The 9,802-nt window shown below is 44.7% G+C and carries 5 protein-coding genes; 3 read left to right on the top strand and 2 right to left on the bottom strand.

Annotated features, from left to right (window positions below; genetic code table 11):
- The first annotated feature begins 929 nt into the window (after positions 1 to 929).
- The 3 genes from OQ5_RS23680 (at position 930) to OQ5_RS0117840 (ending at position 6,940) form a co-directional block, all read left to right on the top strand.
- Positions 930 to 1,085 carry a hypothetical protein gene (locus tag OQ5_RS23680; RefSeq protein WP_016778796.1) on the top strand — a complete coding sequence of 52 codons (156 nt, stop codon included), beginning with the start codon at positions 930 to 932 and terminating at the stop codon, positions 1,083 to 1,085.
- A gap of 139 nt (positions 1,086 to 1,224) precedes the next feature.
- Positions 1,225 to 4,485 (top strand): UvrD-helicase domain-containing protein, encoded by a 3,261-nt coding sequence (locus OQ5_RS23290; RefSeq protein ID WP_016778795.1) that lies wholly within the window; start codon positions 1,225 to 1,227, stop codon positions 4,483 to 4,485.
- A gap of 67 nt (positions 4,486 to 4,552) precedes the next feature.
- Positions 4,553 to 6,940: a type IA DNA topoisomerase gene (locus OQ5_RS0117840; RefSeq protein WP_016778794.1), complete on the top strand. Its 2,388-nt coding sequence runs from the start codon at positions 4,553 to 4,555 to the stop codon at positions 6,938 to 6,940.
- Between the two features lie 98 nt (positions 6,941 to 7,038).
- Here OQ5_RS0117840 and aspA read toward each other — a convergent pair whose 3' ends face one another.
- Both aspA and OQ5_RS0117825 read right to left on the bottom strand, forming a co-directional pair.
- Positions 7,039 to 8,463 carry an aspartate ammonia-lyase gene (gene aspA / locus OQ5_RS0117835; RefSeq protein WP_016778793.1) on the bottom strand — a complete coding sequence of 475 codons (1,425 nt, stop codon included), beginning with the start codon at positions 8,461 to 8,463 and terminating at the stop codon, positions 7,039 to 7,041.
- A gap of 345 nt (positions 8,464 to 8,808) precedes the next feature.
- On the bottom strand, positions 8,809 to 9,802 hold a 994-nt coding region (locus tag OQ5_RS0117825; RefSeq protein WP_016778791.1), incomplete at its 5' end, for a metallophosphoesterase.

The raw sequence follows: 9,802 nt of genomic DNA, 5'->3' as shown, positions 1-9,802 counted from the left end.
GCTTGTGTTTTGCCGATAGTTGAGCATCGTAATAGATAATTTATGAATAATGCAGGCTAGATCAATCAAACCGCCATTTAAACCTCTACGGCCAAAATAAAGCCCACAGGTTAACCCGCGCAAGGCCAGGCCCGGAGTCTATCCCGATTTTTCTTCGGGAGGTTTTGAAAAAATCCCCACCCTTCGTTCCCTCGGGTAGTATTTTTTCCAAAAGCCTTGACCTGCCAGCGCAGGCTTAAATAGTTGCCTACAAGGTCAAAATACCTGATTCTGTTTAAATCACCCCTCTCGGCAAAGTTTCTTTGCAAGCAACGCGGCAGAGTCAAGCGGTAACTTCGTCGCTCAAATCGCTGTAGTTTTCAACTACCAGATAAAAGTGATGCGATTGAACTTGTCGGATTTCCACCTAAAACAGCCGGATGGGAAGCGGATATTTTTTATCCTTACTGATAAAAATCCCAATCATGTCTACAGGTTATCAAATCAGAGATCAAAATGGTGGATTGTACTTTTTTTTCAGGTTGAAAATTGGGCCCGTATTTTTTCACGGGATGTTTATTGGGATTATAGTACTGATATGTAAGCTCTGCGGAAAGTTACAGGACGGGGGATTTGGATGATACGCAGGAGGCGTTGGAAAAACATCATTCACTTAAAGGCTAACAAAATTAGTTTAAATCGCTAAATTTGTAAGAGATAAAAGATGGAAGTTATGAATACAATAGATCGTTAGATTTTTAGATATAAGATATAAGATGATTCATATAATCTTGATATTCTGTATTTTAATAACTACAACCTTTTAATCGCAAGCAATTGGTTTGCAACGTATTGTAAAAGTTTAACGGACTGTTGTGAATATAGAAACAAGGAAAATTAATCTGATTAACTGGATATCATCGATATAGCAAGAAGATGTTTTGGCTCAAATGGAGCGGATACAAAGAGAAAAAAACGATTGGTGGGGTTCTGTAAGCAATGAAGATAAGAAAGCTATTAATGAAGGGCTTGAACAACTTAATAAAGGTGAAGACATGATCCTCTCTCAGGTTAGAAAAAAGATTAAAGCGAAATATAATTTATAGCCAATGCCATTTGAATATAACACACCCCAACTCTTGAAATATTTTGCAAATCTCGATTCTCATAACAATAAATACTTTGCGTCATAGCGTCTCCGCGTTTTGATCTTTTTACGGATTATTTAAATTCATCTTTCTAACCATGTTCTACATAGCCGATCTTCATGTTCATTCCAGGTTTTCGAGAGCCACCAGTAAAAATCTGAATCTGGAATCGCTATACCAATGGGCCAGAATTAAAGGTATTAATGTGGTCGGGACAGGCGATTTTACGCATCCGCAGTGGTTTAGGGAGATTCAGGAAAAGCTGGAACCCGACGGGAATGGCTTTTTTCGCATGAAGAATCCGCCTAAGGAATCAGGGTTACCCGGAACGAAAATACACGATATTGATGTGCGCTTTTGCTTGTCTTCAGAGATTAGTTCCATTTATAAGTTTGGCGATAAGGTTAGAAAGAATCATAATCTGGTTTATGCGCCCGATTTGGAGACGGTTTCACGCATCAATGCCCGTCTTTCGCAGATCGGAAATTTGACGGCCGATGGTCGTCCTATCCTTGGTCTTCCGTCCAGGGACTTGCTGGAGATCATAACCGAATGTTCGGAACAATCTTACCTGATTCCTGCTCACGTATGGACGCCATGGTTCAGCACATTGGGCTCCAAAGGAGGTTACGACAGCGTGGATGAGTGTTTCAGGGACCTTTCGCACCTTATTTTTGCCATAGAGACCGGTTTATCATCCGATCCCGAAATGAATTGGCGGTGGAGTGCACTCGATCGTTTTGCCCTGGTGTCCAACTCGGATGCCCACTCCCCACAAAAGTTGGGACGGGAAGCTACGCTATTCGATACGGAGTTGAGTTACGTGGCCATGTTCAATGCCTTAAAAAGTCGTGAGGGTTTTATGGGGACTTACGAATTTTTTCCGCAGGAGGGCAAGTATCATCTGGATGGCCACAGGAAATGTGGCATTTCTGTTGATCCGGCAGAAACGAAGAAGTACAATGGTATTTGTCCGGTCTGTGGGCGCCCGCTTACGGTTGGCGTTCTCAACAGAGTGGAGTCGCTGTCCGACAGACCGGCACCGCATAGGCCCGGAAATGCTCCCGATTATTCATATATCATTCCTTTGCCCGAAATATTGGCAGAAATAAAAGGGACCGGGCCAACTTCCAAAAATGTTCAGAAAGCTTTTCAGCAGGCATTGTCGACCTATGGTAATGAGTTTTCGCTGTTGACCAAAATACCGGTAGAAGATATTCATCGGCAGGGTGATGCCATTCTGGCCGAGGCGATTCAGCGGATGCGTAGAGGCGATGTCACTCCGCGGTCTGGTTACGACGGAGTGTACGGGGTAATCAAAATTTTTGAAGATGGCGAAATTGAAAATCTTAGCGGTCAGATGCATCTTTTCGGAATGCCCGAGGTGGTTCCCGAAAAAAGAGGTAAAGTAAACAGGAAAAACATACTGAATTTACCGGAAGAATTCACATCGGTAGCCGAACCGGCTGTTGCTTTCCAGAGCCATGGGCTTAATGAAGCTCAACAGGAAGTTAAAAACAGTACTTCCGGTGCTGTATTGGTAAAAGCCGGGCCGGGAACAGGAAAAACCGGAACGCTTATCCGGTGGATCCAAAAGCAGATAGAGACAGGCAATGCCGCGCCATCCGAGGTGTTGGCCATCACGTTTACCAACAAGGCAGCCCGGGAGATTGAAGAACGGCTGCGTGGTGTTTCCGATGGATTTGAAGGCAATGTAATGGCCGGAACGTTTCATGCCATCGCCTGGCGTTTGTTGCAACAGCATTATCACGGGTTGGACGTGATTTACGACGAAGCCAACCGGCTCTCCGTTTTTCGTTTTCTTTTCCCCGGTTTGGACAATAAAGAATGCAGAAAGCTGTCGGATGAAATGGCGGCTTTTTTCGAGCGGCTTCAGGAGAGTGATTTTCCTGATTTTGAGTCTTATGTTACGGATTATCGAAATTATCTGGACGACCACAACGCTATTGACATTTCTGACTTGACAGGCCGTCTGGTGAAGTTGTGGGAAAACAATCCCGCTGTTTTGCAACAACACCGGAACTCAATAAAAGCCATTGCGGTGGATGAGTTTCAGGACATCAATCTGCTGCAATATAAGTTTATCCGGCTTTTGGCTGATGGCCGTAATATTCTGGCCATTGGAGACCCCGATCAGGCCATTTACGGATTCCGGGGGGCAGATGTGAAACTTTTTTTCCGTTTCGAGGAAGATTTTCATCCGCGTGTAATCAGTCTTACACAAAATTACCGCAGTGTCCCATCGGTGATAAAGGCCGCTTCGGCGCTCATCAGTAACAATTCGTTGAGAAGCGATATTGAGCTTCAACCCGAAAGAACGGGCCCCCAGAAAATAAGTTTGTTTAACGGGACTTCCCCCGATCAGGAGGCTGCTTTTGTTTTAAAGGAGATTGAGAAGAAGGTGGGAGGCGTGAATCTTTTGTCGGGGGGTGAAGCTTACGATGGCAATTATGCTTTTTCCGATATTGCTGTGCTTTATCGTACCCATCATATCGGAAAACAGTTGTTGTCGGCTTTTAATAAAGCAAATATTCCGGTCGTTACCGCCGATGGCAACAAATGGCTCTCTTTGCATCCTTTTTCGTTTATTACCAATACATTCCGTCTTTATCTTAATCCTGATGAACGGATGGCATTGGAAGATATTCTTGGAATGCTGCCCGGCTGGTCGGCAGCAGACGTGCGGAATTTTTTGGTGACGTTGCATGAAAATAACTCCGACTGGCGTATCCCCGGTGATTTTGAGATGAAAGAAGATGCCCGCAAAAGTCTTTCTGAATATGTGGATTTTTTCAACCGTCTGCCACAAGTTATTGAAGAAAAAGGACTCCGGGCGGTGGTGAAGATGATTCTTGCCAGGCATATTCCGCTCAATGGCGACGATCAGTATCAAACGCTGAGGATGGAAACCATACTTACAATGGCTTCCGAAGCAGGTACCGATGTTCGTAAATTCCTCGAAAATGCCGTCCTTAATCCATACACCGATGCAGCCCTTCATGCCCCCAATGGTGTTCGTTTGCTGACTTTTCATGCGGCAAAAGGGCTGGAATTTCCTGTTGTTTTTATTGCAGGTGCCGAAGATGGCATCACACCTGCCGCTCATAAAGACAGCAATATTGAAGAGGAGCGACGATTGTTTTACGTGGCCATGACTCGTGCCCGTGATGAACTGTATCTGACATATACTTCCAGACGCACAATATACGGCAAAGAAGAGCAGCAGGAACCTTCATCTTTTATTTCTGAAATCCCTCGTTATTTGATGAACAAAATTATTTTACCGGCAACAGAAAAGAAGGTGGCGGATGAAGGCAATCAGTTATCACTCTTTTAAGAGGAAAGGGGTCTGAAAGGCCATTTTTATTAACTTCGCAGCACATCACAACAATCATACGTTTTATATGAAGGTTTGTATTGCCGAAAAACCCAGCGTAGCCAGAGAAATTGCACGTGTCCTGGGCGCGACCAATCAGCGCGACGGATACTTCGAAGGTAATAACTATTGTGTTACCTGGACTTTCGGCCATTTGTGCACTCTCAAAGAGCCGCACGATTATAGGCCCGACTGGAAACGATGGCGATTGAACACGCTTCCAATGGTGCCTGCTAAATTCGGAATTAAGCTCCTGAGCAACCAGGGAGTGGTTAAGCAATTTCGAGTCATCAGTAAACTGGTGGGAGAAGCCGAAGAGGTGATTAATTGCGGTGATGCCGGACAGGAAGGAGAGGTGATTCAACGTTGGGTACTGCAAAAGGCCGGATGCCAGTGCCCGGTAAAACGATTGTGGATATCATCGCTGACTGAAGATGCTTTGAAGGAAGGGTTTGCAAAACTTTATGATGCCAAAGAATTTGACCGCCTGTATGCTGCCGGAAGTATGCGAGCCATTGGCGACTGGCTTTTGGGCATCAATGCCACACGATTGTATACGCTTAAATATGGCCAGCACGGCCAGGTTTTATCAATCGGTCGGGTACAAACACCGACTCTGGCGCTGATTGTTGAACGGCAAAAAGAGATCGATCATTTTGTCCCGCAACCATTCTGGGAACTGAAAACGACTTACAGAGATGTGGTTTTTTCGGCCACCAGTGGTCGGTTCTTTAAAAAAGATGAAGCGATTGAAGCATTGAAGGTCATTAAGGATAAGCCTTTCGAGATAACCAGCTTCAGCCGTAAGAAAGGAAAAGAAGCACCACCACGCTTGTTTGATCTGACCGCCCTGCAGGTTGAATGCAACAGACGCTTTGGATTTTCGGCCGACGAGACCCTGAAGCTGATCCAGTCGCTTTACGAGAAAAAGGCTACCACTTATCCGCGTGTTGATACCACTTTTTTGAGCAACGATATTTATCCTAAAATTCCAGGTATTCTTAAAGGTCTCAGACATTATGAATCGCTTACGGCACCCGTGCTTGAGAAAAAGATAAGAAAATCGAAAAAAGTTTTCGACGATAAAAAGGTGACCGATCACCATGCCATTATTCCCACCGGACAGATTCCTTCCAATTTAAGTCGCAACGAAAAATTGGTTTTCGATACGGTTGCCCGTCGTTTTATCGCGGCATTCTGGCCCGACAGTACCATTTCCACAACCACTGTTGAAGGGAAAGTAGATACCGTGAAATTCAAAACATCAGGCAAACAGATTGTTGATCCGGGTTGGCGCGAAGTTTACCAGAAGGACTCTGCCGGTAAAAAGCCCGCTGATGATAATGTTTTGCCTGATTTTGAGAAAGGGGAAAGCGGGCCTCATAAACCCGACCTTCAGGAAAAAGAAACGCAACCGCCCAAACCATATACCGAAGCTACCCTGTTACGGGCAATGGAAACTGCCGGGAAGCAGGTCGATGATGATGAATTACGCGACCTGATGAAAGAGAACGGAATTGGTCGTCCTTCCACCCGGGCTGCTATTATTGAAACCCTTTTCAAAAGACGGTATATCACCAGGAACAGAAAGAGTCTGGCCCCAACCATCACCGGAATTCAACTTATCGAAAATGTCAGAAACGATCTTCTTAAGTCGGTGGAACTCACTGGTATGTGGGAGAAAAAACTCCGTGACATTGAACAAGGTAACTACGATGTGAGGGCTTTCATGAACGAAATGAAAGAGATGGTGAATGATGTGATAAGGGTTGTAAAAAACGACCATACGATTCAGAAAATTGAAGTAACCGAGGAACAGAAGAAAGAGGCCGCCCCCGGAGAAAAACATCAAAACAGACAGGCATCTGGGAATAGTCCAGGTTCAGACTCAATTCCCTGCCCGAGGTGCAGTGAAGGTACAATGCTAAAGGGAAAACAAAATTGGGGATGCTCACGATTTAATGACGGATGTAAAACCCTTGTCCCTTTTGAGTTCTTGAATAAAAAACTGACCGATAAGCAGGTCGAAATGCTTCTCAAAAAAGGGAAAACGCCTGTTATAAAAGGGTTTGAGCTGAACGGTGAAAAGGTGGATGGCAAGCTCTCGCTTGACGAAAATTACGAATTACGCCTCGAAAAAGACGAAACGCCCGAATGGAAATGTCCGAAATGCGGTCACGGCATCATCGTTAAAGGAAAAAATGCCTGGGGTTGCAACCGTTACAACGAAGGGTGCCGGGTTATTATTCCTTTTGTCTTTATGGAGAAAAAAATTACCGAAAAACAGGCCGGCGATCTGATTCTCAATGGAAAAACCAGCATCCTGAAGAGCTTTAAAGACGACAACGGCAAAGAAAAAAAGGGTCGCCTTGTTTGGGATGATCAGTTTCGCGTTGCTTTGATTGAAAATTCTTAACACGTCATTCTTTTACCTCTTACATCTAAACCTCTTACATCTAAATATCTTACATCAAAACATCTATCACCCTGGCTTTAGGAGTGTGTTCTAAAAACTCAAAAACGCTCCTTTGCAGCCCGCTTCAGCGGCCCTATCATATTCTCCGGCTTAAGGATATCGTCCAGTTGCTCTTTGGTAAGAATGCCTTCTTCGAGCACGAGTTCATAAACACCTTTACCTGTTTTAAGGGCTTTCTGGGCAATACGGGTACTGTTTTTATATCCGATGTGGGGATTCAGGGCAGTTACGACACCGATGCTGTGTTTAACGCTGTTTTCGCACACATCGCGGTTGGCGGTAATACCCGTAATGCACTTTTTGCGTAACGTGTCCATTCCTTTGATCATGAAATTTATGGACTGCATAATGGAATAAACCAGTACCGGTTCCATAACGTTAAGTTGCAACTGACCGGCTTCGGCTGCAAAGGTTACCGTCAGATCATTTCCTATAACCCTGAAACAAATTTGATTCATAACCTCGGGTATTACCGGATTTACCTTTCCGGGCATAATAGACGAACCCGGCTGCATGGGAGGGAGGTTGATCTCATTGAATCCTGCTCTCGGACCGGATGACAGCAAGCGCAAATCGTTGCATATCTTGGAAATCTTAACGGCCATTCTTTTCAGAGCCGACGAATAGATAACGTATGCACCTGTATCGGGAACCGCTTCAACAAGGTCTGATGCCAGCTCCAGCGGAAACGTTGTTATGTCTTGAAGATGTTTTACACAAGCCCCGGAGTAACCATCAAGGGCATTAATACCTGTGCCGATGGCAGTTGCCCCCATGTTGATCTCTCTGAACAGGTTGGCATTTTGTGACAGACGCTCAATTTCTTCTTTCAGGGTATTGGCAAATGCGGTGAACTCCTGTCCCAATGTCATTGGTACAGCCTCCTGCAACTGGGTACGACCCATTTTCAGAATATCAGAGAATTCTTCTCCTTTACAGTTAAAGGCTTTTATTAATTTTTTCAAATGTTTGATCAGGTCATTATTCATCCTGATGAGGGCAAGTTGGATGGCCGTAGGATAAGCGTCGTTGGTTGATTGCGACATGTTTACATGATCGTTGGGCGAACAATATTCATATTCTCCCTTTTGGTATCCCATAATTTCAAGTGCCCGGTTGGCAATGACTTCGTTGGCATTCATGTTGGTGGAAGTGCCGGCTCCTCCCTGAATCATGTCTATCGGGAATTCCTTGTTGTGTTTGCCATCCATTACCTCACGGCAGGCCTGAACAATAGCGTCTTTTCGCCGTGTATCGAGCAATCCCAGCTCGTGGTTTGCCAGTGCGGCTGCCATCTTAACTGCACCAAGTGCCCAAATAAAATGTTTGTATTGCTTAAGACGGGCAGCAGATATATTGAAGTTCTCAATTGCCCTTTGTGTCTGAATGCCGTAGTAAGCTTCTTTTGGAACCTGAAGAGTACCTATCAGGTCGCTTTCTGTTCTGTATTCTTTGTGTGCCATAATGCCTCGCTTTATGTGTCTGAGACATCTAATTTAGCCTAAATAAAATCCCTGAATTATGATTTTACTCAGAAAGCGATTCTTCTGATAGCAGACTGCATCCCCACTTCAAAAACCACTGGAAGAGGAATTCCCGATATACTTTTGGATATACCTTATCTGCCTTTGCCACTATTAATACTGCCTGCTGACTATTGCCTACAGGCTTATGCCTGCAGAATTACTTGCAACGCTCATTTCTAACCCTCTAACTTCCAATCTCCAGCCTCAACCTCAACCTCAGCCTCAACCTCAACCTTAACCTCAACCTCAACCTCAACCTCAGCCTCAACCTTAACCTTAGCCTCAGTCTCCCCCCATTCCCGACTCAACAACCCTTTTCCTCTGAAACACAAAATTAGTCAGCTTCAGTTGTTTTTCCCCGTTCCAGCGATAAGCAGCCAGCTGTCCGCCATTAGCCAGGCAATTATCCACGCAGCATACATTCTCGGAAGCGATCATGTTCGGCTCATCAACACAGTAATGACCGACAAAAACAAAAGGGGCTTTAGCCGGATAAACATCAAACGGCTCGATTAATTCCGGAGGTACTGTGTAATCGGGAAGAATAAACTTGTTACCATAGCTCATCTGCCTGAAAGTCTTTCCGAACGGTTCTTCCCACCATTTAATTCTGAAATTGGTGCGGCGTATGTTTTTTTGGTCTTTAATTATCAAGTCGTGCGGAAGATTTACTTCTATGCCCCGGGTGGTTTGACGGATGGCTTTTCCAAGCTCCGATTGTGAAGAAAAGACTTCGGAAAGTGTTTTTTTGGATAGTTTGCCGTTTTTACGATTTTTCTCAATCAGTTCGAGATGAGACTGATTCCAGTATGCATGAACAATGCGGATGGCACCCAAACTGACAGAAAAGGGGAGGGTGCGCAGCCATTTGACATCGGCTTTCAGGCGCTCTTTTTCATATATATACTCGGCTTTTATGCTGTCCATTATTTTCTTGTTGGAGCCGGTGGCTTGTTTAAAGGGTTTTCCCTCCTTGTTTTTAGTGAAGTGACCGATCACATTCATTTCGTGATTGCCCAAAATGGCCATTCCTGTTCCCTTTTCCAACATTCGTCTGACAAGATTGATGGTATGGCGGGTTTCCGGACCACGGCAGGTAAAATCGCCCACAAAAACAGCTTTCCTGTTTTTATGCAGCCATACACCGTTGATCTCTTCATAACCCATCTGTTTCAAAAGCATTTCAAGCTCTTGTACATGGCCGTGAACATCTCCGATAATATCATACCCCATGATAATGAATGTTGTGTTTATAGATGAGCCCGGTCTAAAAAGC

This window comes from Anaerophaga thermohalophila str. Valhall (genome assembly GCF_000250735.1).
GTDB classification, from domain to species: domain Bacteria; phylum Bacteroidota; class Bacteroidia; order Bacteroidales; family Marinilabiliaceae; genus Anaerophaga; species Anaerophaga thermohalophila_A.
Note: the sequence above shows the minus strand (reverse complement) of the source record. Positions and strands in the feature narration are given on the sequence as shown.